Genomic DNA, 24,184 nt, shown 5'->3' on the forward strand with positions numbered 1-24,184 from the left:
CCCGTAGGGTGGGCAAAGCGTCAGCGTGCCCACCACATCTTGCGCGGCTTGTGAGGGTGGGCACGCTTCGCTTTGCCCACCCTACGCAATCGCTACGCCGACCGCGCCAGCGCGCCGTCGATCATGTTGACTGCGTTCTGCACGCCGTAGACCGCGACAAACGACCCGAAGCGCGGGCCCTTCTCCTGGCCGAGCAGCACCTGGTAGAGCATATTGAACCAGTCGAGCGAGACGCCGGGGCGGCCGTCCTTGCCCTTCTTGACGGTGTCGAGGAACGGCTCGCGGCGGCCGATCTCGTAGACCACGTTCTGGATGTCTTCCGCGGTCGCGCCGAGCGGCAGGCTGGCGAGCGCATCGCGCAGGTCCTGCAATGCGACGCGTTCGCCTTCGGTCGGCTCGCGGAACTGCTTGGTCGGCGCCACGAAGTCGCGATAATAGTTGATGGCGTAACCGACCATCGCATCCAGCTTCGGATGGCTCTCGGGCGTCACGCCGGGACGGTAGCGGCCGATAAAGCCCCACAGCGTCGCGGCATTCTCCGCATTCGACGACGACACCAAGGTCAGCAGCAGCTGGAAGGTGACGGGCATGTCGGCGTGCGGCGGCTTGCCGGCATGGATGTGCCAGACCGGATTTTGCAACTGCTGCCGCGGCTCCTGTCTGGCAAAGCCGTCGACGAACTGCTGATAGTCGTCAACTGCGCGCGGGATGACGTCGAAGAACAGCCGCTTCGCCGCCTTCGGCTCGCGATACATGAACAGCGACAGCGATTCCGGCGAGGCGTAGCGCAGCCACTCGTCGATGGTGAGCCCGTTGCCCTTCGACTTCGATATCTTCTGGCCCTGCTCGTCGAGGAACAGCTCATAGTTGAAGCCTTCCGGCGGCGTGCCGCCGAGCGCGCGGGCGATCTGGCCGGAGAGCTTCACTGAATCGATCAGGTCCTTGCCCGCCATCTCGTAGTCGACGCCGAGCGCGACCCAGCGCATCGCCCAGTCGGCCTTCCACTGGCACTTCACGTTGCCGCCGGTGACCGTGGTCTCGACCTCCTGGCCGGTGTCGGGATCGACATAGGTGACCGTGCCGGCCGCGACATCGCGGCGGATCATCGGCACTTGCAGCACGACGCCCGTGGTCTTGCTGATCGGCAGGAACGGCGAATAGGTGGCGCGGCGATCCGGTCCCAATGTCGGCAGGATGATCGCCATCACCTTGTCGTAGGCGGCAAGCATCTTGAGCAGCGTCGCGTCGAAGCGGCCCGACGTGTAGTAGTCGGTTGCGCTCGCGAACTCGTAGTCGAAGCCGAAATGATCGAGGAATGCGCGCAGCCGCGCATTGTTTGCGGCGCCGAACGAGGGATGCTCGTTCGAAAACGGATCCGGCACGCGGGTCAGCGGCTTGCCGAGATGGGTCGCCATCATCTCGCGATTGGGCACGTTGTCCGGCACCTTGCGCAGGCCGTCCATGTCGTCGGAGAAGGCGAGCAGGCGCGTCTTGATCTTGTCCTCGGTGAGCACGCGGAAGGCGTGGCGCACCATGGTGGTGCGCGCGACCTCGCCGAAGGTGCCGATATGCGGCAGGCCGGACGGGCCGTAGCCGGTCTCGAACAGCACCTCGTCCTTCGGGGATTTCTTCAGCCGCGCCACAATCGCTTTCGCCTGCTCGAACGGCCAGGCGTTGGACTGTTCGGCGAGCGCGCGCAGGTCGCTCGGGCTAAAGGCTGGATCAATCACGGACATCGCTTCAGCTTCTCTCCAAAAAGGGCCGCGAAACTAACGCTTTCGCGGCAAAATGCAAAACGACGGCGCAACATTCGTAGGGTGGGCAAAGCGCAGCGTGCCCACCATCACCGGCCGTGCAAGACGAGGTGGGCACGCTGAGCCTGTCATCGGGCGCGCTTTCGCGCGACCCGTTGGCTTTGCCCACCCTACGGATTCACGCCAGCCGTCAGAACGGGCTGATCGAGAAATAGCGCAGCCAGAGGTCGGTGAAGCGGCCTTTTTCCCAGATCCGGAACAGCGCCCAGTTCAGCGACTGCCGCAGCAGATCGTTGCCCTTGCGCACGGCGATGCCGACGCCCTCGCCGAAATAGCGGCTCTCGATGAAGGGGCCGCCGGAGAAGGCGCAGCATTCGGCGGAGTCGGTGCCGTTGACCCAGAACGCCAGCGAGATCGCGTCGCCGAAGATCAGATCGACCTCGCCGCGGCGAAGCGCCGCGCGCAGCGCGTCGTTATCGGGATAGGAATGGATCTCGGCGTCGGTGAACATCGCCTTGAGATAGGCCTCGTGCGAGGAGCCGGCGATCACGCCGACCTTCTTGCCCTCGAGATATTCGGGACGGATTTCCGCCATCACATTGTCGCGGCGCGACACGAAGCGCGCCGGCGCGCGGTAATAGGGATCGGTGAAATCGACCTTGGCGCGCAGCTGCGGCGTCACCGCCATCGAGGCGATGATCGCGTCGCCCCGGTTGGTGGCGAGCGCATCGACCAGGGTCTCGAAGCGGCGCATCTGGATGGTGCAGGTGACCTTGATCTCGTCGCACAGCGAGCGCGCCAGGTCGACATTGAAGCCGGCCGGATTGCCGTCGGGTCCGGTGAAGTTGAACGGCGGATAGTCTGTCTCGGTCAGGAAGCGGATCACGGTGAGGCGCGACAGATCGGGCCGGTCTGGCCGGCGCCGCGGGTCCCAGAAGCCCGGCACCGCCTGCGGCGCAGCCGCGGCCTTTGGCGGGGCCGCCGGCACCGCGGCCGCCGGAGGTGCGGCAGGAGCGGCCGGCGCCGGGGCCGGCCTTGCACTCGGGGCCGGAGCGGGAGCGGTCTTTGCCGCCGGCGGCTGCGCAGGCGGTGTCTGCCCCGTTGCGGGGCCGGCCAGCAGCGCAGCCGAGATCATCGCTGCGGCCAGCACGGTGGCTTGGCGCGAACGGATGGCAAAAGGCTGGGTCGGCTGATCTGGCATCAAATAACGATTTCAAGGGAATTGGGCGGCCTTATAGACCATCCGGCGCGTGATGCGAGCGCCGATTGGGTTAATTCTGCCGCATGATCCGGAAAACTGTGAAGCGGTTTTCCGAAATGATCATGCTCAAACAAAAAGCCGAAGTCGGGCTCAGAGGTACCGTTTCAGGTCGGTGGCCGCCTCTTCGGGCGATCGCTTCAGGTTGAACGGCGAGACGAAATGGCCGTCGCGGTCCATCAGATAGATCAGCGCGGTGTGATCCATCGTGTAGTCGCCATCCTTGAGCGGGACTTTCTTGGCGTAGACCCGGTATTCCGACAGCACCTTGGCGATCGAGGCGGGATCGCCGGTCAGGCCCTTGAGGTGCGGATCGAAGCTCGAAAGGTAGTCCTTCATCGCAGCCTGGGTGTCGCGCTCGGGATCGACCGAGACGAAATAGGTGTTCACCCGGTCGGCGTCCTTGCCCATCGCGCGGAGCACCTCCGACATCTCGAACAGCGACGTCGGGCACACATCGGGGCAATGGGTGAAGCCGAAGAAGATCAAGGTCGGCTTGCCCTTGAGGTCCTTGTCGGTGACGGCCTGGCCAGACTGGTCGGTGAGTTGGAACGGGCCGCCGATCGCGGCCGGCGCGGCCACGGTGCGCAGGCCGCCGACCAGCCACAGCGTGAGGAACAGGCCGACCGCCAGGCTGGCGGCGAAGGCGGTGAAGATTACCAGCGGGCGGGCGGTCCGGGGCATGATGTCAGGACATCCTTGTCAGAAGCAGGCGGAGATGCCGGCCGTGATCATTTCGAAGAACACCGCGGTCCCGTAGTGGAACCAGAGCGCCGCGGCGGCGACCAGCGCAAGCCCACCGAGGCCGGCAGCGCCCCAAAGGATCGCGGACGCCAGCCGGCCCTGTGCCGGAACGGCCACGTCGTGGGGCTGGACGGAGATCGGCTGGGCCATGCGGTTGAAATAAGCCCGGTTCAGGCAGCGGGCAAGCGTGATGGTGAGACCCCCGATCACGTGATGCTGAGGGGTTCGTTCTCGATTCGTCATGTCCGGGCTCGTCCCGGGCATCCACGTCTTGCTTTGCCGGGCGCAAAGACGTGGATGGCCGGGACAAACCCGGCCATGACGGAGAGTTCAAGCAGCTCAGTGCGCGCTGGCCTGTGCGTTGAGGTAGCAGGGCTTGTACATCGCCTCGAGCTGCTTGCCGTGCAGGAAGATCATGCGCCGGGTCAGGCCGCCGCGCGCATTGATCCATTTCCGCACTGCCGGCGGGTACATCAGATAGAGCATGTGGGTGGCTTCGGGATTGGTCACCGCGCGCCCGTCGTCGCCGTAGTCCCAGGCCGCATGGAAGCCGAGGCTGGCATGCGAAGTAACGCAGATCCGGTCGTGAGGAATCTTGCCGAGCAGGATGGTGCAGGCCGAGGCGCAGAGCCCGTCGATGATCACGGTATCGCCCGAGGCGCGCATGTCCTGAAAACGATCGACGTAGGTTCCGATCCGCCCGCCGCGATCGTCGGCGATCCTGACCACCGCCTGCGACGCCCCCACTCCCGCCAGCAGCAGAACCGCAGCGAGCAACCCCGTCATCAACCTCATTGGCCAGCCCCAGTCGAAACCGAATCTGTTGGTCTTGTGATGCAAGTTATAGCGAGCGTGTTGCGGAAGCGGATTTTTGTCCAGACGAGGGTAGCCCATCAAAACAAATTCAAATTGGGTGTTGCGCGCGCGCTGCAGTTGCGAACCCAAAGGTCCCAAACTGGAACATGTCGGCGCATCTGCTTGATGCCCCACCGCCACAGGCAAGGGCCATTTGGCGTTGACCACATGCAATGACGCGGTCTTCAATCCCTTGGGGCATCACTTGGGGCTGGGGGAATCAAAAATGGCTGACGATGCAGATGTGATCGTGGTTGGCGCCGGCCTGGCCGGCCTGGTCGCCGCAACCGAGATCGCCGACGCCGGCAAGCGCGTCATCGTGCTCGACCAGGAAGGCGAACAGAGCATTGGCGGCCAGGCGTTCTGGTCGTTCGGCGGCCTGTTCCTGGTCGATTCGCCGGAACAGCGGCGGCTCGGCATCAAGGATTCGCCCGAGCTTGCGCTGCAGGACTGGATGGGCACCGCGGGCTTCGATCGCGAGGAAGACCATTGGCCGCGCCAATGGGCCGAAGCCTATGTCGCCTTCGCCGCGGGCGAGAAGCGTGACTGGCTGCGCGCGATGGGCCATCGCCTGTTCCCGATCGTCGGCTGGGCCGAGCGCGGCGGCTATGACGCGATGGGCCATGGCAATTCGGTGCCGCGCTTTCACGTCACCTGGGGCACCGGCCCCGGAATCGTCGAGCCGTTCGAACGCCGCGCGCGCGAGGCCGCGAAGACCGGACGCCTCGTCTTCAAGTTCCGCCATCGCGTCGATGCGCTCAGCGTGACCAACGGCGCGGTCGATGGCGTCAGCGGTGCGATCCTGGAACCGACCGGTGTCGCGCGCGGCGAGAGTTCCTCGCGCAATGTGGTCGGCGACTTCTCACTGCGTGCGCCAGCGGTGATCGTCGCGTCCGGCGGCATCGGCGGCAATCATGACCTGGTGCGGCAGAACTGGCCGACGCGGCTCGGCACGCCGCCGAAGTTCATGATCTCAGGCGTGCCCGAGCATGTCGACGGCCGCATGATCGGCATCACCGAGGGCGCCGGCGGCCGGCTGATCAACCGCGACCGCATGTGGCATTACGTCGAGGGCATCCAGAACTGGAATCCGATCTGGCCGCGCCATGGCATCCGTATTTTGCCGGGGCCGTCGTCGATGTGGTTCGACGCGACAGGCAAGCGGCTGCCGGCGCCGCTGTTCCCGGGCTCCGACACGCTCGGGCAGCTGCACTACATCATGAGCACCGGCTACGATTACTCGTGGTTCATCCTGACCCAGAGCATCATCAAGAAGGAGTTCGCGCTCTCGGGCTCGGAGCAGAACCCGGACCTGACCGGCAAGAGCTGGCGCATGACCATCAAGCGCGCCACCAACAAGGGCGCGCCGGCGCCGGTGGAAGCGTTCAAGCAGCACGGCGCCGACTTCATCGTGCGCGACAATCTCGCCGATCTCGTCACTGCCATGAACAAGCTCGCCGGCAGCAATCTCCTAACGCTCGATGCCATCAAGACGCAGATCGAGGCGCGCGACCGCGAGATATCAAATCCCTTCGTCAAGGACGCGCAGGTGATGAACCTGCACAATGCGCGCCGCTATCTCGGCGACAAACTGATCCGCACCGCCAAGCCGCATCGGATTCTCGATCCCGCGCACGGCCCGCTGATCGCGGTGAAGCTCAACATCCTGACCCGCAAGACGCTCGGCGGCTTCGAGACCGATCTCGACTCACGGGTGTTCGGCAACGACCACCGGATCATCAGCGGCCTCTACGCGGCCGGCGAAGCCGCCGGCTTCGGCGGCGGCGGCGTGCACGGCTATCGTTCGCTGGAGGGAACGTTCCTCGGCGGCTGCCTGTTCTCGGGCCGCAATGCGGGACGCGCGGCGGCGAAGGCGGTGGGGTAGGCTTTGCACCTATAAGCCCAGCGGCGTCATGTGACTGGCAACTACGTCCGCTCTAGTGACGAGGTTCGTGCGGCGTCGCAGTATGTCGTGATGGGTCAAAGGCGACGATGGGGGCCTTACACCCAGGTTCAAGGTTTGCATCTATTGCAAGGCTGAACATCAACCCCTTCGTCAGCTATTTGCTTCACGACGGCGAAAGCCTGATTACGGTCATATGGGCCTAGCCAAATGCCTGGCTGACTGTTGATATCGGTCGGTTGCCAACGACCGTGATCGCATATCGTGCATTCAGCAAGATGCGTTCGTGCGCGCTTACGGTGCGTATTGCGATAGATGAAATACTCGACCATCCTGAAGTCTCAAGGTGCGCATCGCGTAGGCCAATAGCTGACCTTTACCTAAGGTAGCAGCGTAGAGTTATGCTGCGTTGGGTCAACAACGAACTAGCTCACACAGCGCTAGGTCCGTTCCGGGTTCAAAAGGCGAAGTTAACTTGGATGAGTTATTTCGCAGAGCAGTTCTAAGCTCGCTATAATCGGAACCATTGAAGTTGCTGTAAACCAGCCGTGATTCAAAATAAGCCAACCCTTGGTTCTTAGAGAGCGTTTCGCAGAGGAAGTATATGGGCTACCTGTTCGGTCTCATCCCCCTCTTCGTTCTGATCGTGTGGTTGGTTGGCGCAGTCCGATTGGCCTCTCGCGGTCATGTGCTATGCGGAGTGCTAGTGGGCATTGGGATCTTGGGCTTTGTCGCTCCTCTTTTCCTGCCGCTAACCGGGGCATGGCTGCAGCAAATCGAACTGCCGGCGTCTTTTGAAACGACCAGCATTTTGGGTCCAGGAGACCGAACGTTTACAGCCACGATCCCAACAGCGCGGGTCCAGAGGTACATCGATGGTCGCTTCGAAACCGGCTGGTTTGTTCACAGTGCTGGCGGAATGTTCTCGATTGGACTGACCGCAGACGGACGAATCGCCATCGCCGCGGCCCGTACCAAGCAAATCGAATTCTTTAACCCGGACGGATCATCGGCCGGAGCACCGCAATCGTGCATTTGGTCCGGCAGCCACAATGACGGAGTGCTGCGGCCCTCCGACTGTTGGGTTAACGGCGTGGTATTCTTGGACCCCGTTCAGACGGGTCATCCGGGGATGCATTGGGCGACTCTCGTGCTGTTTCCACTCTGGCATCCGTTCGTCGCTTGGCTTCTCGCCGGAGCGGGTTTGCTAGGAGCAAAGATAACCAGCGAACCAAGAGTTCGCGTGCAAACAGATCGTCTCTAAGTCTAACGCGACTTGATGTCGTCTTCGGGTCAGCAGGCGACATGATCTAACACCGCTAAGATGTCCGCGAGGGCGCCAACAACCGCTATTCACCAACTCGCCACCGCTTCGTCCTACGAGCGGGCAAATGCTACCGTAAGGCACGCCGCTGATGGTTCTACAATAGCGAGAGCACCAATGCGGGGATCAGCTCCCGCAGCGGCCCCGGGGTCGCTCCGCTCGCCCGGGCTACGGGATTTAGGTTTGTAAAATGGTCGAGTAAGCGATCTTCCTCGGAGCAGCCCAGTATTGATCGACAAGCTCGGCAGCCTTGGCAGGCTCGATGCGCTCGCAACATATTTGCACCAGCGTCAGTTCTACAGACTCAACTGTCAGCCGCTTTACCCAGGGAGCGACGGAACGATTGGCTGAAATGTCGCGTGACGCCGGAAATGCAAACTGCTCGCTGCGAAAACCCATGCACCAATTGAGCCGTATGTCCCAATCAGGCGTGTAGCGCGCAACCGCAGTCCGCATCTCGTTCAATTGCCTTTGTGGAAGGATCAAGGCCGCAGAGATGTCGGTGCGACCGCTACCGGCCCGCGTTCTCCAATCTTCGGCTTCGAATTCGCGGAAGCACAAATCAATTCGACCTTCTGAACGCTCAAGAGACGGAAACCGCCATCTCCATTCCAGTTCGTCTTTTATGAATACCAGTTTGACCCAACGTATAGGCTCCTCCCGATGGGAATGCGCTTCGATTGCGCTTGAGGCCCATCGAACGATAGCCCCATGACATCGTAAGAATGGATCGAGCGTATGCCTGTGAAAGGAAAACGAAAGAAACAAATTCCTATGTCCGTCGCCCATGCTCCAATCTCCCTAGCTCATCTCTTTCTCTCCCTGCCAAAAAGGACAGCCAGGAGCTGAAGGCCGACGGCGATCGGCCCCACAATACCGAAGAGCCCGTTCTGCCATCCTCGAAAGCCCTCGTACTCGGACAGGGTATGCTCTTTGCCCTGTTTGCCGCAGTAGGTCTCGATCCCAACACTACATTTGCGAAGCGGTGCATCAGGATACATCCATGCCCCGTAGGCCAGCGTCGCTACCACCGCCACGTAAACCGCGATCATAAGCTTCCGCCAGCCGGGACGAAGTCCTGTTGGTTTGATGATGCTCATCCTGTGAATACGGCCGCGAACACTGCCGATTTCTATCCCAGAATCAACCCAAGGTCGGCTTCGGGTCAAAAGCGGACTTGCTAGCCGTTCTGTCCTAGTATGCGTTTGCGCTGTCGCCATCAAGTAGCGGTATCGATCGATGGGCGCACCAATTCAACGCAGTGCCGCCGTTTACGCCTATCTCAAAGCTTTCGGCCACTCCGAGCACGAAATAGCTGGCTGGAGTGTGGACACGAGATTATACCATGACCTTGGCGTTTGAGGCGACAACGCCATCGATGACTTAGAATTCCTGGCGAGGCGATTTAGCGTCGATTTGTCGGGCTTTGCGTTTGACGCGTATTTCCCTCCTGAGTTCGAGGGACGGACACGCTTCGAAAGAATATCCTCTACTTCAATCCTCGAGGCTGTCTGCGCACCCGAAGACCAAGGTCGCATCGTCCGCTAACGCTTCGCGAGAAGCGGACTTCGACCGACGCCGCTGTCATGTCCGCCAACACGATGCATAGGTGGCCGGTAGCGGCAATTTTACTCCCGCATTTGATATGGATGCCTCATGGCGTCGGCGCTGCAACATGATCGACCTCTTCAAATCCCGAACATGTGTCCCCAAATCTTGGTAAGGGACACTACAATCGAGCCTCGGAATTTTCCGGTGGCAAGCTGCCTGCTAACTGCGCAGCGTCCGAGGCAACAAACGTCGGCTCTTTGAGGACCGGCGACAGGAGAGCGTCGATGACCAAGCTCAAAATATTAGGCGCAGTGCTGGTTCTTGCCACGGTCAAGCTGATGCCCGCGTCGGCGCAGGTCTCGGAGCCGGCTGCGGCATCGGCTCAGGATCCAAACTTCTCGATCTATTCAGATCGCAGGCCCGGCTTCAGCGCCAACGCGGCGATGGCTGAGACACCGCCCCAAGATGTGTTAGGGCCGCGAATATCCGTGCGGCGACATCACTCACGTCATGCGACGAGGCGTCACTGACTGAGGATACCTAAGCTCTCCTCCAACCGGACCATTCCCTCCGAATGACTCGCGAGTTGGTCGGGGGCACAGCCTCAGTGAATATCCGCGGGCGAAAGACAAGCAGAGGCGCACTGCTGGCGCAACGGTCAGAGCGATCCTCCACCGGCTTCAAGATCAGGCAGTTGCTCGATCGACTGACGCTTGCGGATGACCGAGAGCGCTCGGCGCGAGGCAAAGTGCGCCCGCGACAATTTGGTCTCAGCAAACGAAGCATAATAAGTCTCGATATCTCTTCTGGAGTCTTATTTGACGGCGTGAAGGGCCGGATTGAGACTGCCCCATGATTTGTTGCGCGGAATTGCTTCGACCGCCCCGGTCTGTGAGTGGCGTCGGAAGAGAATATTGGATTTACCGGATAGCTCGACGGCCTTTACAACCTCTCCCGAAACCTGTCGGACGAGCGTGCCCGCTGTCACGTAACAACCGGCCTCCACGATGCAATCATCGCCAAGTGCGATACCCGTACCGGAATTGGCGCCCAGCAAACAGCGCTCGCCTATGGATACGACTTGTTTGCCGCCACCGGAAAGGGTGCCCATGATCGATGCACCACCGCCGACATCCGTACCATCGCCAACCACGACGCCTGCACTGATCCGTCCCTCAACCATTGAAGTTCCCAGGGTTCCGGCATTGTAGTTGCAGAAACCTTCATGGAGCACGGTCGTTCCGCGTCCCAAATGGGCGCCCAATCGGACGCGGTTGGCGTCAGCGATACGGATGCCTTCCGGCACGACATAGTCGGTCATGCGCGGCAGCTTATCGATACTTCGTACTTCCAAAACCACAGAAGATGCGCGAGCTGCCCAGCGCAGCTCTTCGACCTGATCGGGCAGGCATGGCCCCAGGGAAGTCCAGGCGACATTTGCAAGGATGCCAAATATTCCGTCCAGACTGGCCCGGTGTGGCTGGATGAGACGATGACTTAGAAGGTGAAGGCGCAAATAGACGTCGTGAGCATCTCGCGGAGATTGAGCCAAGTCCTCGATGACGGTCCTGACTGGAATCGTGGAGACCGCACGGCGGCGATCAGTCGGCAAACACGCCGCGATTCTCGATCCCAAGGCGGCACTGGCTTGCTCGGCTGTCAGAACCGCCGACCCGGATGGACCAAAAGAACTGCCAAGTATGGGATTCGGGAACCAGGTATCGAGGACAGTCCCATTATTCGCAACAGTGGCCAGACCATATCCTTCTGCACCTGATGTTTCGTGGCTTTCGATTCTCACGACAGACTGTCCTTCCATTCGTGCACAGGCGCGTATCTACAACTTTAGCGCGGTCGCGCTGGTCGGTACAGCTTGCTGCGTCGCCCGCTCGGCGAAAAGACGATTGGGCGGCCTACTTCCGGCATGGGTCAGACGCTGCCGTAACGCATCGAGATCGCGCTTGGTACAGCCGCAATTCGCAATCTTGGTACTGTTTTATGCGCCGGCGCAGCGCATCTATTCGCTTGTAGCAGGCGACCGAACTGCCACCGAACTGCCTTGGCAGTTTCCCGGATAGCCGGCGCCCCCACGGTTCCACCAAAGCGACAAAGACGAAGGAGCAATTCCCATGAAGGCGATCGTTGTAACGGACCAGGCCACGGGAACGGCCGGGATGAAGCTGGTGGACCGGCCCGCGCCGCAGGCCGCGATCAACGACGTCGTCGTTCAGGTTCATGCGTCGGGATTTGTCCCGACCGAGCTGGCGTGGCCCTCGACCTGGACCGATCGGCTCGATCGCGACCGAACACCGTCGATCCCCGGGCACGAGCTGGCCGGCGTGGTCACCGCTCTCGGATATGGCACGACGGGACTGTCGGTGGGACAGCGGGTGTTCGGTCTGGCGGACTGGTATCGCGACGGCACGCTGGCCGAGTACGTGGCGATCGAGGCACGCAACCTCGCGCCGCTTCCGGGCGACGTTGACTTCACAACGGGCGCAAGCCTCCCGGTCTCGGGCCTGACGGCTTGGCAAGGGCTATTCCAGCACGGGCGCCTTCAGGCCGGGCAGCGCGTCCTCGCACACGGCGCAGCCGGCGCCGTCGGGTCGATGGTGACGCAACTCGCACGAGAGGCCGGCGCCTACGTCATCGGCTCCGGGCGGTCCGCCGACCGTCAGACCGTGCTCGACTTCGGCGCCAAGGAGTTCGTCGACCTCGACAACGACGCCCTGGAGGACGTCGGCAAAGTCGATCTGGTGTTCGACGTGATCGGCGGTGAAATCCAGAAGCGGTCCGTAAAACTGATTCAAGGCGGAGGAACACTGGTGACGATCGTTGGGCCGGCCGAGGCGCGCCCTTCCAACGGCCTGGCAGTCGATTTCGTCGTCGAGTCCGATCGTTCCCAACTGAGTGAGATCGTGCAGCGGGTGCGGGACGGACGGCTGCGGACGAACATCGGCAACGTCTCGCCCCTCGACGAGGCCGTCGCTGCGTTAAATCCGACCAGGCGACGCAAAGGAAATACGATCATCCGCGTTCGCCCCTGAGCGACACGTGGCCATCGATACGCGGCTGGCCGGCGGCTGTCCTGTCCAGGCCAGCCGGACGTTGAGAGAATGCGTTGCGCCGAACCAAGCGCTACGAACTCGCCGATGATGAATGAGGGCGCGCCTCCACGATTTCGGAATATTGGAATAATATCCCTGAGTTGCCCGACGTGTCAAGTTGCCTGGCTGAACACTGCCTGGTCGAACACCGGCCGCGGCCGCTGGCTCCTTTGCATGGGGTTGTTTTCGATATTTTGGCAACGCGCTCCAGCTCTAATCCACCTCCGCGCCGAGGAAGCGGACGCCGAACGTGTCGGCATTCGCCTGTCCCCAATCGTAGAGCGCCTGCAGCATCGGCTTCAGCATCTCGCCGCGCTTGGTCAGGCAGTAGCGTGAGGAGCCGCCGGCGCGCTCGTGTTTCACGAAGCCGGAATTGCAGAGATCGCGCAGCCGCTCGGTCAAGACCTTGTCGCTGAGCTGCGGGATGTCGTGGCGCAGTTCGCCATAGCGCATCGGACGGACTTTCAGCCGGCTCAGGATCACCGTCTTCCATTTGCCGGAGAGCTGGTCGATCGAGAACTCGACCGGGCAACCATATTTGCGCTTGGTCTTGCGTATCATCCCGTTCTCCCACGGCACTTTCCATCTGGTTCGTTGAGAGCCGCCATCGATCCATCTAAGCACGCTTTGCACGGGTTGGGCGAACCCAGGGACCAATGCAAGGCATGACAGAGGATAGCTCTCCCCCGCGGGCGATGCGCAAGCGCATCGTCATTGAACACAACGGGCCCTACGCGCCCGATCCCGGTATCCCGATCGTCGATCATCTCGGCGTGCCGATCGCAGCCGAAGCACCGGCGCGGCTCTGCCGCTGCGGCCAATCGCAGACCAAGCCGTTCTGCGACGACAGCCATGTCGCACGCGGCTTCACCGACGCCAAGGATCCGCGGCGAGTGCCCGACAAGCTCGATGTCTACGAAGGACAGCAGGCTTTCGTGTTCGACAATCGCGGTACCTGCGCGCATTCCGGCTTCTGCACCGACCGGCTCAGATCGGCATTTCATCTCGGGGCGGAACCGTTCGTCACCCCGAGCGGCGCGCGGTTCGACGATCTCGTCAATGCCGTGCGCAAGTGCCCGTCCGGTGCGCTCGGTATCGGCATCGGACCTGCGCGTGACGCCAATTTGTCCGATGTCAGCCGATCGCCGCAGATCGAGGTCTCGAAGGACGGCCCGTACCGCATCACCGGCGATGTCGAGTTGGTCGACGAGCAAGGCGCCGCCATCGCGCAGAATGCCGGTGCCTCGCGCGAGCATGTCAGCCTGTGCCGCTGCGGCTCGTCATTGAACAAGCCGTTCTGCGGCGGCATGCATTGGAGCGTCGCGTTCCGCGATCCCATTCCCGATCCGCTGCGCGAGCCGACGCTGTTCGAATGGGCCGGCGGCTATCCGGCGCTGCTCGACATGACGCGCATCTTCTACAGCCGTTACGTGCCGGAAGATCCGCTGCTCGGGCCGTTGTTTGCAGAGATGTCGCCGGACCATCCGGAACGGGTCGCGGCGTGGCTCAGCGAAGTGTTCGGCGGCCCGCGCTTCTACACCGAGCGCTATGGCGGCTATCGGCGGATGGTCTCGCAGCACATCGGCAAGCAGATCAGGCCGGAGCAGCGCGCGCTGTGGGCGATCTACATGATGCAGAGCGCCGACGATGCCGGGCTGCCGTCGGATCCGGAATTCCGCGCCGCCTTCGTCGCCTATATCGAATGGGGCTCGCGGATCGCGGTGGAGAACTCAGGCGCCGACGCCAAACCGCCGCCGAACATGCCCGTGCCGCGCTGGTGGTGGGTCTGCAACGCGACGCCGGGCGCGCGGCCGTCGGCGAATACCAGCGACGCGCCGGCCGCAGCGGACGTTATCCCGGCACTACCCGGCACTGATGAGCCCGTGCAGTTCGAACAGCACATCCGGCCATTGTTTCGACCGATGGATCGCAACTCGATGCTGTTCGCCTTCGACCTCTGGAAGGAGGAAGATGTCGCGAAACACCGTCAGCAGATCCTCGCGCGCCTCGAGGCCGGCACCATGCCGTGCGACGGCGCCTGGCCGGCCGAGCGGGTGGCGCTGTTCGCGCGCTGGGCCAATGCATTTTGACAGCAGGATTGCGCCGAGGTGATCTCGGTGCAATTTCGGACGATTTCACTGAGCGGTGCTGCAATTTGTGCAGTAGCCGCGGGCGGGCTGCTGCGCTAGAGAGGGCCCGCCATTCAAGTGGAGACCCAAATGAGCATTCAGCGTTTTGAGACCGGCCCGCGCATGAGCCAGGTCGTCGTGCACGGCAACACCGTCTATCTCGCCGGCGTCGTCGCCGGCAAGGCGGCGGGCGGCAGCGTCACCGACCAGACCAAGGACATCCTGTCGATCATCGACGGCCATCTGGCGAAAGCCGGCACCGACAAGTCGAAGCTCCTCAGCGCGACCATCTACATCACCGACATGAAGACGTTCCCCGAGATGAACGCGGCGTGGGACGCCTGGGTCTCGCCGGGCAACACGCCGGCGCGCGCCACCGTCGAGGCCAAGCTCGCGGCCCCGCAATACAATGTCGAGATCATGGTGATCGCGGCGAAGTGACCGCGATATCGACTTGGACCAAACCAATGGCGCGGCGGCCGACGGCTCCCGCGCCATTTCCGTTTCAGGCAGCGCCGTTTCAGGCAGCGCGCGCAGCGCTGCCTTCCGCCTCGATCTTGCGCGCGAACAACCAGCGGAAATAAGTCAACGGCGCGTCCGCGCCGATCGCGAGCAGCTGATAGTTCGGATCGGCGTCGAACACTTTCTGCTGTGCCTCGATGATATCCTTGTCCTCGTTGAAGCCTTCTTCGAGACTATGCCGCAGCGACAGCGCGATATTCGGGTTGTCGATGTCGAAATCGTGCAAATAGTTCCAGAAGAAGTGGGTGGTCGAGCGCGTCTCCGGCGTCATGAACTGCGCGTTGCGATAGGACCGCGTGCCCGGGACCTGAACGCCCTTCTCGACGCCCTGCCCGGCCGGCGCGAACGTGGTGTCCAAGGTGAAGATGCCGGGAATGATCATGCGGCCGATGTTGCGGCGATCGATCGCATCGGTTTTGTTCGGGATCACCTTCTTGTGGTACGGCGGCGGCTCGGCGCCCATGTGCCAGCGCTCGACGCGGAAACCGTCGTCCAGCTTCTCGATCGCGACCGGCTTGGTCTTGTAGGCGTATTCCTCGGAGCCGCCGAGCGTGTTGGTGTGCACGAAAGCGAGATGAGCGAAGTCGCTGAGATTGTCGACGATCAGCAGCCAGTTGGCCTTGTAGTGCATGTAGCCGGGCAGCCCGCGCCATTTCGGGTCCTCGAGCGGCGGATAGTCGAGGATCAGTTTCGGATCGGCCTTTTCGGGGTCGCCGGTCCAGATGAAGATCAGATTGTAGCGCTCGACCACGGGATAGCTGCGCACGCCGAGCTTGGCGGGAATGCTGTCCTGGCCGGGGATCTGGATGCACTTGCCGTCGGCTGCGAACTTCATGCCGTGATACATGCACCTGATATCGTCGCCCTCGACGCGCCCCATCGAGAGCGGCGCGGCGCGATGGCAGCAGCGGTCGTCGAGCGCGACGACCTTGCCGCTCGATCCGCGATAGAGCACGATCGGGCGTTCCAGAATCGTGCGCGCCAGCTTCTTGCCGTCGATCAGCTCGTGATTCCACGCCGCCACATACCAGCTGTTGCGCAGGAAAATTCCGTCGTCGTCAGCCATGCCACCCTCCCGATGCGATGTTCGTTACGACAAGGTTAGGTGATTGCGGCGGTCTGGATAATCCGATTTGGCTGGACACACTGTACCGCTGGATGGACAATCGGCCATGGAATGGCGCGATTGGGAGCTGTTTTGCGAGGTTGTCGAGCATGGCGGCTTCACCGCGGCCGCACGCGTGCTCGGCCATCCCAAATCGAGCCTCAGTGCTGCGGTGCAGCGGCTGGAAACCAATCTGGGCTTGCGGCTGATCGAGCGCACCACGCGGCATTTGCGGCTGACCGACGTCGGCGAGACCATCTATCGCAAGGTCCGCCCGCTGTTCGCAGCCCTGCACGACACCCACAGCGAAGCGCTGGCGATGAGCAGCACGGTCGCCGGCACCCTGCGCATCAAGGCGCCCTACGAATTCGGCGCGCATCACGCGGGTCCGGTCGCCTGCGCGTTGATGAGCCGCTATCCGGAGCTCTCGATCCGGATCGATGTCGAGCATGACATCGTCAATCCTGTCGCCGAGAATTACGACATCGTGTTCGCGATGCTGGAGGCGCCGCTGCCGTCCGCCGGCATCGTGATCCGCCGCGTCTTCAGCCTCGAGCGCGGCCTGTTCGCGGCACCCGCCTTGCTCAAGAGGTTCGGTGAACCGCGCACGCTGGAGGATTTGCGAAAGCTGCCGCTGTTGACCGGCCCCAACGACACGCCATGGGCCGTCACCGCGCCTGATGGCGCCGTCGCCCATATCGAGGTCGAGAAGGCGCGCCTCACCTCATCGAACGCGCATGTCCGCCTGCAGGCGGCACTCGCCGGCCATGGCGTGTTGCGGGTGACCGCGAGCTATACCCGCGCTGCGGTCGCCGCCGGCGAGCTGCGGCGGCTATTGCCGGATCATGCCTGCGAGCCGCTCAACGTGCATGCACTGCTGCCGGCGCGGCAATTCGTCCCGGCCAAAGCGCGCTGCTTCCTCGATGCGATGGAGGCGCATGCGCGCGGCGACCCCGAGGCCTATATCAAGCCCTAGCCTGCGCTGGCGCATGACTTCCGAGGTAATCGATCGCACGCAGCAAACCTTCGATAGTCCGGACAGCCGAACCATCCGGCTTCAATCGAAGGAGACCACCATGACCGACCACGCCACCATCGCCCGCCGCTATATCGAGCTCTGGAACGAGCGCACGCCGAGCCGGCGCCGCGAGATGCTGAGCGAGAGCTGGACCGCGGATGCGCGCTATATCGATCCCTTGATGAGCGGCGACGGCCATGCGGGCGTCGATGCGCTGATCGCCGGCGTGCAGCAGAAGTTCCCCGATTTCTCCTTCAAGCTGCTCGGCGAGGCCAACGGCTTCGGCGACCACGTCCGCTTCTCCTGGGGGCTCGGCCCCGACGGCGTCGACTGCCCGATCAAGGGGACAGATTTTGCCGTGCTGAAGGACGGCCGGATCAGGAGCATCACCGGATTCCTCGACCAGGTGCCCGGCGCCTGAGGGGCCGGCTTCCACCGCGGCGATGTCGCTGATAGTCTTCCCGGAACAAATCGGGAGGACACCATGAAGGCAGATTTCGCCTTCACGAATTCTGCGATCAGCGACATCACGCCGGCGCTGCTGGCGATCGGCCGCGACGGCTTTCCGCAGGCGCTGATCGGTGCGCTGCGGCGTGTGGCCGGGGTCGGTCATTGCATGGTGTTCTCATTCGCAGGCCCGCGCTCGGCCGCATGCCTGCTCGATATCGGCAACATCCCGACCGGACGCGATCTCGGCATCGCCTATGCCGGGCATTTCCACCAGGCCGATCCGAACCGCGATGCGGTGTTCGAGGGCCAGGCGCAGGCTGCGCCGATCCTGCTGCCGACCTTCGCCCGCCGCATGTACAGCGATGGCTACCGCAAGCTGTTCTTCGACGATTCCGACATCGTCGACAAATTCGCCTCCGCGATCTGGATCGACGACACCTGCTTCTATGTCAACTTCTACCAGATCACCGCCCAGGGCCGTTTCAGCCGCGAGCAGATCGCGCGATTGACCACGGTCGCGCCCGCGGTCACAGCTGCCGTGGCGCGGCACTTCCAGCGCGACACCGCATCGGACGGCGATCCCATGGCCCGGCTGAAGAACCTGTTCGCGACGGCCGCGCCGCTCGCCGAGCTGACCGGACGCGAGCAGGAGGTTTGCCTCGGCATCCTCACGGGTCTCAGCTCGGAGGCGATCGCGGCCGAGCTCGGCATCGGCCTGCACTCCGTCCTCACCTATCGCAGGCGCGCCTACGACAAGCTCGGCATCTGCGCGCAGAACGAGCTGTTCGCGATCGCGCTGCGGCTGATCGCCTCCGTGCGCCAGCTGAACTGAGCATCTCGCTGTCCCAAACCATGGGGACAGACCGGCGACACATGACGGCCTACTCTCGGCGCCAAAATCCGAGGTCACGCCCTTGAGCACTGCACCGCATTTCGACGTCGACGTCACAGCCTTCTGGCAGGATCCCTATCCGGCGCTTGCGCGGATGCGGAAAGATGCCCCGATCGCCTTCGTGCCGCAGCTCGGCAGCACGCTGTTGTGCTGCCGCGACGACATCTTCGTCTCGGAGAAGCAGATCGACGTATTCTCGTCGCACCAGCCCGAGGGGCTGATGAACCGGCTGATGGGCCACAACATGATGCGCAAGGATGGCGATGCGCACATGAATGAGCGCAAGGCGATCTTCCCGGCGATCTCGCCGAAGACCGTGAGGTCGCACTGGACCGCGCAGTTCGAGCGCCACGCGCAGCGCATCCTCGATGAGCTCGATCCGGACGGCGTGGTGGATTTCGTGCAGGCCTTTGCGCTGCCGTTCTCGGCCGAATGCCTGAAATCGATCACCGGCCTCACCAATATGCGCTTTCAGGACATGAATGCCTGGTCGCAAGGCATGATCGACGGCATCGCCAACTATACGGGCGACCCCGCCATCGAAGCGCGCTGCCACGCCGCGACCTCCGGCATCGACGCCCATATCGACGACATGGTGCCGCTGCTGCGCAAGACGCCGGATCTCAGCCTGCTCGGCGTGATGCTGCAGACCGACATGCCGATGGAAAGCATCCGCGCCAACATCAAGCTTGCGATCTCGGGCGGGCAGAACGAGCCGCGCGACGCCATCGCCGGCACGGTGTGGGCGCTGTTGACCCATCCCGAGCAGCTCGCGCTCGCCAGCAGCGGTGCCATCCCCTGGCTGCACGTGTTCGAGGAGTATGCCCGCTGGATCTCGCCGATCGGCATGTCGCCGCGGCGGATCGCAAAGCCCTGGACGATCCGGGACGTCGCCTTCGAACCCAATGAACGCGTGTTCCTGATGTTCGGCTCGGCCAATCGCGACGAGAAGCATTTTGACAGGCCGGATGCATTCGACGTCCGTCGCGACGCCAGCAAGAGCATCGCGTTCGGCGCCGGGCCGCATTTCTGCGCCGGCGCCTGGGCGTCGCGCGCCATGGTCGCCGACGTCGCGTTGCCCGCGATCTTCGGCCGACTGAAGAACCTCCGCCTGGTCGAGGACCGGCCGCCGCGGATCGGCGGCTGGGCGTTTCGTGGGCTATTGGACCTGCCGGTGATGTGGGATCAGCAAGACTAGGCCGCGACAGATACAAGTATCGCTTCGGCTACCCGGCTCCGACGCGGAGCAAACGCGCCGCAGCGCCGAAGAATATGTAAGTACAGAAACAAAGAAACACACAAATAAAGACAAGTCATCTGGCGCGCCACATGGCGTCCGGCGGCTGTAATCGAACTGTCATGAATCCATTTCAATCCGCCGGTATTGGTGGAAGTACAACTATTTGTGCCCGTCACAGGGACTTGCTGTTTGAGCCCCGCCATAAGGGATTTGCGATGAATCCGAACACCAATGGTAGCAGTCACGAGACCTCCTTCCACGAAGACGCGGTCGACGACACCGCCGAGGAAGGCAACGGCGTCGCCAAGACGGTGGCCGTGGTCGCGGTGGTCGCCGCGGGCGCTGCCGTGTTCGAGGCCGCCCTGCTCCCGGGACTTGCACTCGGCGTCGCCGCGGTCGCCGCACCCAAATATCTGCCGAAGCTCGGCGCCGCCCTCAATCCGCTGTTCAAGTCGACCGTTCGCGGCACCTACAAGATGGCGCAGAAGTCGCGCGAGATGTTCGCCGAGGCGCAGGAGCAGGTGCACGACATCGTCGCCGAGGTGAAGGCCGAGAAGGACGCGCCGGCGCCCAAGGCCGCCGACGGCCGGTCCCCGGCCTGAGCTGCGCGACACATTTGCATGTGAGACGGCGACGCCGCAGGCCGCCGTCTCCGCAACGTTGATATCTGGCGCGGCGTGCGAGCGCGTTTGACGACGGCGGGATTTTTAAGTCCGGCGCCGGCTTTCGAATTGCTGCGAGAGGAATGCGATGACCAAGATGAAATTGCAGATCGCGCATCAGGTCCCCGGCCGTATCCGCATGAAGATACCGTCGGCCAAGGAAAATCCAGAGCTTCTCGAGCAGATCAAGCAAACCTTCAGCGTTATTCCCGGCGTGCACGAAGTCGCGATCAACCCGACGACGGGAAGCGTGGTGCTGCACTACGACACCGAAAAGCACGACGAGTTTCACGGCAAGCTCGAGCATCACACCGGCGGGCACTACAAGCCGCCGACCAACGAGATCGACTCGCTCGCAAGCAAGATCGAGCAGGAGGCCGAGTACCTCGCCGAACACTCCCACACGGCCAAGGTCATCGTCGACCAATTCAAAAGCATCGACCGGGGTATCAAGGTCGCAACCGGCAATGTGGTCGATCTGAAAACCTTGCTCGCGGCGGGTGTCGCCGGCATCACCATCTTCGAGGTCGGCGCCACCGCGGCGACACCGGTTTGGGCCACGCTTGCGATCTTCGCCCTCAACCACATGATCCAGGCGAACATGCACGGCGAAGACGACGACGCCGAAGCCGAGCCCGCGATGGCCTGATCGCCACGGGCAAGGGTGCGACGCCATGGAGTTCTGCTTCCGCCATTCGATGCCTGGGCGCATTCGCCTCAGCATACCCGCGCTCGGCCACAATCACGGGCTGGGTGAAGCCTGCCTGGCATGGCTGAAGACGCAGGACGGCATCAGGAGCGCGCGGATCAACTACGACTGCGCGAGCCTCGTCCTGGAATACGATCCGGCGCAGGAGCCGAAGCTCCGCCTGCTGCTGGATCATTTCAAGCGCATGGGCCTGCGCGACCTCAAGGGGCTGGCGAGCCACGCGGTGCCGGAGACGTCCGCGCCGCGCGTGCCGGAGGTCTCGAAGCGCTCGCCGCTGGCGCTGCCGACGCTGTCGCTGTTCATGGCGTTCAGCGCCAACCCGGTGATCACGGCGATCAACATGCCGCTGATGCTCTGGAACGCGATCCCGATCGCCAAGCGCGCCTGGAAGGTCTGGGCCAATGAAAGCCGGCTCAACATCGACGTGCTCGACACGCTCGCGATCACCGCGTCGGTGCTGCAAGGCAATCCGCTGGCGGGATGCATCGTCACCTGGCTGATCAAGCTCGGCGACTGGATCCGCGACTTGACTGCGGCGGGCTCGAAGCGGGCGATCGATCAGCTGCTGGAATTCCAGTCGAAGACGGCGTGGATCCTCCGCGACGGCGAGGTGGTGTCGATCCCGGCTGTGGAGCTGAAAGTCGACGACATCGTGGTGGTGTATCCGGGCGAGATGATCCCGGTCGATGGCGAGATCCTCGAGGGCTCGGCGACGATCGACCAGAAGACCATCACCGGCGAGGGCCTGCCGGTGCATCGCGGCAAGGGCGAGGCCGCGTTCGCCGCCACTGTGATCCGCGAAGGCCAGATCACCTTGCGCGCGCTGCGCGTCGGATCGACCACCACCGCCGGCCAGATCGTGCATCTGATCGAATCCGCCCCGACCGGCGACACGAGGATGCAGAACCACGCCGAGCGCTTCGCCGACCGGCTGGTAACCCCGACGCTGGCGCTCGCCACCGGCACCGCGATGGTCTCCGGCGATTTCAACCGCTTCCTGTCGCTGGTGATCGTCGATTACGGCACCGGCATCCGCGTCGCTGCGCCGACCTCGGTGCTGTCGTCGATGACGCTGGCCGCGCGCAACGGCATGATCATCAAGAGCGGCGGCCATATGGAGAAGCTCGCCGGGATCGACACCATGGTGTTCGACAAGACCGGCACGCTGACCCACGGCACGCCGGCCGTCATCGACGTGATCCCGTATCAGAAGAACATCACGCCGAACCATCTGCTCGGGCTCGCTGCCGCGGCCGAGACCAAGCTGCAACATCCGGTCGCCGAGGCGCTGCGCACGAGGGCCCGGCAACTTGCCGTCAACATCCCGCCCTGCAATGAGACGACCTACCGCCTCGGCCTCGGCGTCGAGGGCCAGGTCAACGGCTATTACGTGCATGTCGGCAACCAGCGCTTCATGCGGCAGAGCGAGATCGCGGTCGACGCCGCGGTGCATGATCGCGCGGCGCTCGACGAGCGCGGATACTCCAGCCTTTACATCGCAGTCGACGGCAAGCTCGCCGGCCTCGTGCCCTATTCCGACGAGATCCGCACCGAGAGCCGCGAGGTGATCCAGCGGCTGCACGCGCTCGGCATCAAGAACAGCATCATGCTGACCGGCGACAACGCGGTGGTGGCGCGCGCGGTCTGCAACGATCTCGGGTTGACCGAACATTTCGCCGACATGCTGCCGGCCGACAAGGCCGGGGTGATCCAGGAGCTGCAACGCCGGGGGCGCAGGGTCGCGATGGTGGGCGACGGCATCAACGATTCGCCGGCGTTGAGCTTCGCCGATGTCGGCATCGCGATGAAGCACGGCGCCGAGGTCACCCACGAATCCGCTGACGTCATCCTGATGGAGGACTCGCTGTGGAAGCTCGTCAAGGCGGTCGAGATCTCGCAGGGCGCCGTCAGCCTGATCAAGCAGAACTATGCTATCGTCGCCGCGTTCAATACGCTGGCGCTGGGATTGGCGCTGCCCGGCGGCCTGATCACGCCGGAGGTGACGGCCCTGATCAGCAACGGCTCGGCGATCCTGGCAAGCCTGAACGGCATTCGGCCGATCCTGCGCTACCAATGAGCCAGGACCTCGCCCCGCTCTCTCTGCCACCACGCGATCACGCCGCCCTGCACGCCGCCGTCAAGGCGCTCGAAAGCCCCAACCTCGCGGCGAGGATCGCCGACTATGCCGGCGTTCCCGTCAATCGCGTCCTCAGTTTGCTGCCGAAGGCCGCCAACCGCCAGCTCAGCGGGATGGTGCGCTCGGCGGTCATGAGGGGGCTCGAAGTCGCGGTCGATACGCTCAACGACAAGCCGCCGCCCGCGCCGGCCGTCGGCTTCTCGTCGTTTCTCGCCGGCGTCACCGGCGGGGTGAGCGGCCTGTTCGGTTTCGGCGCGCTCGCAGTCGAGCTGCCGCTGACGACGACCTTGATGCTGCGCGCGATCGCCGAGATCGCCCAGCACGAGGGCGAGGATCTCTCCCGGATCGAGGCGCGGCTGGCCTGCCTCGAGGTGTTCGCCTACGGCACCAAGCGCGCCAACGAGAATGTCGATGTCGGCTATTACGCTGCGCGGGCGCTGATCAGCAAATATACCAACGATGCAGCGGCCTACATCCTGGAGCGCGGCGCGGTGGACGCGTCCGCGCCCGTGATCTCCAATCTGGTCAGCGAGATCGTCTCGCGGTTCGGTCTCGTGGTCTCCGACAAGGTCGCCGCGGGCGCCGTGCCGATCATCGGTGCGGTGTGCGGCGCGACCGTCAACGTCATCTTCATGGATCACTTCCAGAAGATCGCAAAGGGCCATTTCACCCTGCGCCGGCTGGAGCGATTGCACGGCAGCGCCAGCGTGCGGCAGCATTACGCTGACATCGCAAGCCGGCTCGGCACGACGCGCACTGCCACGGCGAAAGTGGCGGTCCGATAACCGGTGGACACCAGCGTTGCAGTTTCCCCAGATACAAGA

At 63.3% G+C, this 24,184-nt stretch carries 24 protein-coding genes; 14 read left to right on the forward strand and 10 right to left on the reverse strand.

From position 1 onward, the window contains the following. Positions 1-92: 92 nt before the first annotated feature. The 5 genes from IC762_RS33675 to IC762_RS33695 all read right to left on the reverse strand — a co-directional run bounded on the left by IC762_RS33675 (position 93) and on the right by IC762_RS33695 (position 4,551). Positions 93-1,736, reverse strand: coding sequence for a lysine--tRNA ligase (locus IC762_RS33675; RefSeq protein ID WP_195786372.1), 1,644 nt, complete (start codon positions 1,734-1,736; stop codon positions 93-95). 208 nt (positions 1,737-1,944) lie between these two features. Continuing rightward, positions 1,945-2,955: a transporter substrate-binding domain-containing protein gene (locus IC762_RS33680; RefSeq protein ID WP_195786373.1), complete on the reverse strand. Its 1,011-nt coding sequence runs from the start codon at positions 2,953-2,955 to the stop codon at positions 1,945-1,947. Positions 2,956-3,105: 150 nt separating this feature from the next. Next, positions 3,106-3,696 (reverse strand): SCO family protein, encoded by a 591-nt coding sequence (locus IC762_RS33685; protein WP_195786374.1) that lies wholly within the window; start codon positions 3,694-3,696, stop codon positions 3,106-3,108. 18 nt (positions 3,697-3,714) lie between these two features. Beyond that, positions 3,715-3,999, reverse strand: coding sequence for a hypothetical protein (locus tag IC762_RS33690; protein ID WP_433995868.1), 285 nt, complete (start codon positions 3,997-3,999; stop codon positions 3,715-3,717). 96 nt (positions 4,000-4,095) lie between these two features. Then, positions 4,096-4,551 carry a hypothetical protein gene (locus IC762_RS33695; protein ID WP_195790404.1) on the reverse strand — a complete coding sequence of 152 codons (456 nt, stop codon included), beginning with the start codon at positions 4,549-4,551 and terminating at the stop codon, positions 4,096-4,098. 286 nt (positions 4,552-4,837) lie between these two features. Here IC762_RS33695 and IC762_RS33700 point away from each other — a divergent pair, with 286 nt between their 5' ends. Together IC762_RS33700 and IC762_RS33705 are read left to right on the forward strand one after the other, a co-directional pair. Further along, entirely contained in the window at positions 4,838-6,496 is a 1,659-nt protein-coding gene (locus tag IC762_RS33700) for an FAD-binding dehydrogenase (RefSeq protein ID WP_195786375.1), read from the forward strand. Positions 6,497-7,118: 622 nt separating this feature from the next. Then, positions 7,119-7,778, forward strand: a complete 660-nt coding sequence (locus tag IC762_RS33705; RefSeq protein WP_195786376.1) for a hypothetical protein — start codon at positions 7,119-7,121, stop codon at positions 7,776-7,778. Positions 7,779-8,015: 237 nt separating this feature from the next. Here the strand turns inward: IC762_RS33705 and IC762_RS33710 are convergent, their stop codons facing one another. Continuing rightward, entirely contained in the window at positions 8,016-8,627 is a 612-nt protein-coding gene (locus IC762_RS33710; RefSeq protein WP_195786377.1) for a hypothetical protein, read from the reverse strand. A gap of 17 nt (positions 8,628-8,644) precedes the next feature. Further along, entirely contained in the window at positions 8,645-8,938 is a 294-nt protein-coding gene (locus IC762_RS33715; protein WP_195786378.1) for a hypothetical protein, read from the reverse strand. 735 nt (positions 8,939-9,673) lie between these two features. Here IC762_RS33715 and IC762_RS33720 point away from each other — a divergent pair. Then, the gene (locus IC762_RS33720; RefSeq protein WP_195786379.1) at positions 9,674-9,919 is read left to right on the forward strand and encodes a hypothetical protein; all 246 of its coding nucleotides are present in this window, start codon (positions 9,674-9,676) and stop codon (positions 9,917-9,919) included. Between the two features lie 284 nt (positions 9,920-10,203). On the opposite strand, the gene dapD is transcribed toward IC762_RS33720, so the two are convergent. Further along, complete coding sequence (gene dapD, locus IC762_RS33725; protein WP_246801357.1) at positions 10,204-11,190, reverse strand: 2,3,4,5-tetrahydropyridine-2,6-dicarboxylate N-succinyltransferase; 987 nt, start codon at positions 11,188-11,190, stop codon at positions 10,204-10,206. Positions 11,191-11,518: 328 nt separating this feature from the next. Here dapD and IC762_RS33730 point away from each other — a divergent pair, with 328 nt between their 5' ends. Then, positions 11,519-12,436 carry an NADP-dependent oxidoreductase gene (locus tag IC762_RS33730; RefSeq protein WP_195786381.1) on the forward strand — a complete coding sequence of 306 codons (918 nt, stop codon included), beginning with the start codon at positions 11,519-11,521 and terminating at the stop codon, positions 12,434-12,436. A gap of 273 nt (positions 12,437-12,709) precedes the next feature. Here the strand turns inward: IC762_RS33730 and IC762_RS33735 are convergent, their stop codons facing one another. Next, positions 12,710-13,057 (reverse strand): winged helix-turn-helix transcriptional regulator, encoded by a 348-nt coding sequence (locus IC762_RS33735; RefSeq protein WP_195786382.1) that lies wholly within the window; start codon positions 13,055-13,057, stop codon positions 12,710-12,712. A gap of 104 nt (positions 13,058-13,161) precedes the next feature. Between IC762_RS33735 and IC762_RS33740 the strand changes: the two genes are divergently transcribed. Then, positions 13,162-14,586: a CDGSH iron-sulfur domain-containing protein gene (locus tag IC762_RS33740; RefSeq protein WP_195786383.1), complete on the forward strand. Its 1,425-nt coding sequence runs from the start codon at positions 13,162-13,164 to the stop codon at positions 14,584-14,586. 129 nt (positions 14,587-14,715) lie between these two features. Further along, positions 14,716-15,066, forward strand: a complete 351-nt coding sequence (locus tag IC762_RS33745; RefSeq protein WP_195786384.1) for a RidA family protein — start codon at positions 14,716-14,718, stop codon at positions 15,064-15,066. A gap of 79 nt (positions 15,067-15,145) precedes the next feature. Here IC762_RS33745 and IC762_RS33750 read toward each other — a convergent pair whose 3' ends face one another. Further along, positions 15,146-16,213: an aromatic ring-hydroxylating dioxygenase subunit alpha gene (locus IC762_RS33750; protein ID WP_195786385.1), complete on the reverse strand. Its 1,068-nt coding sequence runs from the start codon at positions 16,211-16,213 to the stop codon at positions 15,146-15,148. 106 nt (positions 16,214-16,319) lie between these two features. On the opposite strand from IC762_RS33750, the gene IC762_RS33755 reads away from it, so the two are divergent. The 8 genes from IC762_RS33755 to IC762_RS33790 all read left to right on the forward strand — a co-directional run bounded on the left by IC762_RS33755 (position 16,320) and on the right by IC762_RS33790 (position 24,145). After that, entirely contained in the window at positions 16,320-17,228 is a 909-nt protein-coding gene (locus tag IC762_RS33755) for a LysR family transcriptional regulator (RefSeq protein ID WP_195786386.1), read from the forward strand. 100 nt (positions 17,229-17,328) lie between these two features. Next, positions 17,329-17,691: a nuclear transport factor 2 family protein gene (locus tag IC762_RS33760; protein WP_195786387.1), complete on the forward strand. Its 363-nt coding sequence runs from the start codon at positions 17,329-17,331 to the stop codon at positions 17,689-17,691. A gap of 63 nt (positions 17,692-17,754) precedes the next feature. Continuing rightward, complete coding sequence (locus IC762_RS33765; RefSeq protein WP_195786388.1) at positions 17,755-18,552, forward strand: helix-turn-helix transcriptional regulator; 798 nt, start codon at positions 17,755-17,757, stop codon at positions 18,550-18,552. Between the two features lie 82 nt (positions 18,553-18,634). After that, complete coding sequence (locus IC762_RS33770; protein ID WP_195786389.1) at positions 18,635-19,810, forward strand: cytochrome P450; 1,176 nt, start codon at positions 18,635-18,637, stop codon at positions 19,808-19,810. Positions 19,811-20,067: 257 nt separating this feature from the next. Then, positions 20,068-20,454: a DUF5132 domain-containing protein gene (locus IC762_RS33775; protein ID WP_195786390.1), complete on the forward strand. Its 387-nt coding sequence runs from the start codon at positions 20,068-20,070 to the stop codon at positions 20,452-20,454. Between the two features lie 148 nt (positions 20,455-20,602). Then, positions 20,603-21,163, forward strand: a complete 561-nt coding sequence (locus IC762_RS33780; RefSeq protein WP_195786391.1) for an HMA2 domain-containing protein — start codon at positions 20,603-20,605, stop codon at positions 21,161-21,163. A gap of 49 nt (positions 21,164-21,212) precedes the next feature. Continuing rightward, entirely contained in the window at positions 21,213-23,300 is a 2,088-nt protein-coding gene (locus IC762_RS33785; protein WP_246801358.1) for a heavy metal translocating P-type ATPase, read from the forward strand. Further along, positions 23,297-24,145 carry an EcsC family protein gene (locus IC762_RS33790; RefSeq protein WP_195786393.1) on the forward strand — a complete coding sequence of 283 codons (849 nt, stop codon included), beginning with the start codon at positions 23,297-23,299 and terminating at the stop codon, positions 24,143-24,145. Before IC762_RS33785 ends, IC762_RS33790 begins: the two co-directional genes overlap by 4 nt. Positions 24,146-24,184 lie beyond the last annotated feature (39 nt).

Origin of the sequence: Bradyrhizobium genosp. L (genome assembly GCF_015624485.1) — a bacterium.
GTDB lineage: Bacteria > Pseudomonadota > Alphaproteobacteria > Rhizobiales > Xanthobacteraceae > Bradyrhizobium.